Origin of the sequence: Azohydromonas lata (assembly GCF_034427735.1) — a bacterium.
Classification (GTDB): domain Bacteria; phylum Pseudomonadota; class Gammaproteobacteria; order Burkholderiales; family Burkholderiaceae_C; genus Azohydromonas; species Azohydromonas lata.
Genome location: NZ_JAXOJX010000221.1, coordinates 1 through 384 on the forward strand (window position 1 = coordinate 1; position 384 = coordinate 384).

Genomic DNA, 384 nt, shown 5'->3' on the forward strand with positions numbered 1-384 from the left:
GGCGGCACCACCTTCCCCATCTTCTACCGGCGCATGTACGCGCAGGGCGTCATCCTCACGCCCAACCACTGGCTGGACAAGGTGTACCGCGAAGGCGACAAGCTCATCGCCGTGCTGCGCAACGAGTACACCGACGTGCAGGAGGAGCGCGTGGTGGACCAGGTGGTGGTGGAGAACGGCATACGCCCCAACGAGTCGCTGTACTGGCAGCTCAAGGAGCGCTCGCTCAACCACGGCCAGACCGACATCGACGCGCTGTACGCCTCGCAGCCCCAGCCGGTGCTCTCGCAACCGCTGGGCGCCGGCAAGTTCGCCCTGTTCCGCATCGGCGACGGCGTGTCGATGCACAACATCCACGGCGCCATCTACGACGCGCTGCGCCTG

1 pseudogene is annotated in these 384 nt (G+C 66.7%); it reads left to right on the forward strand.

The features are described from left to right. Positions 1–384: pseudogene (locus tag SM757_RS35115) on the forward strand (N-methylproline demethylase); the annotation flags it as partial.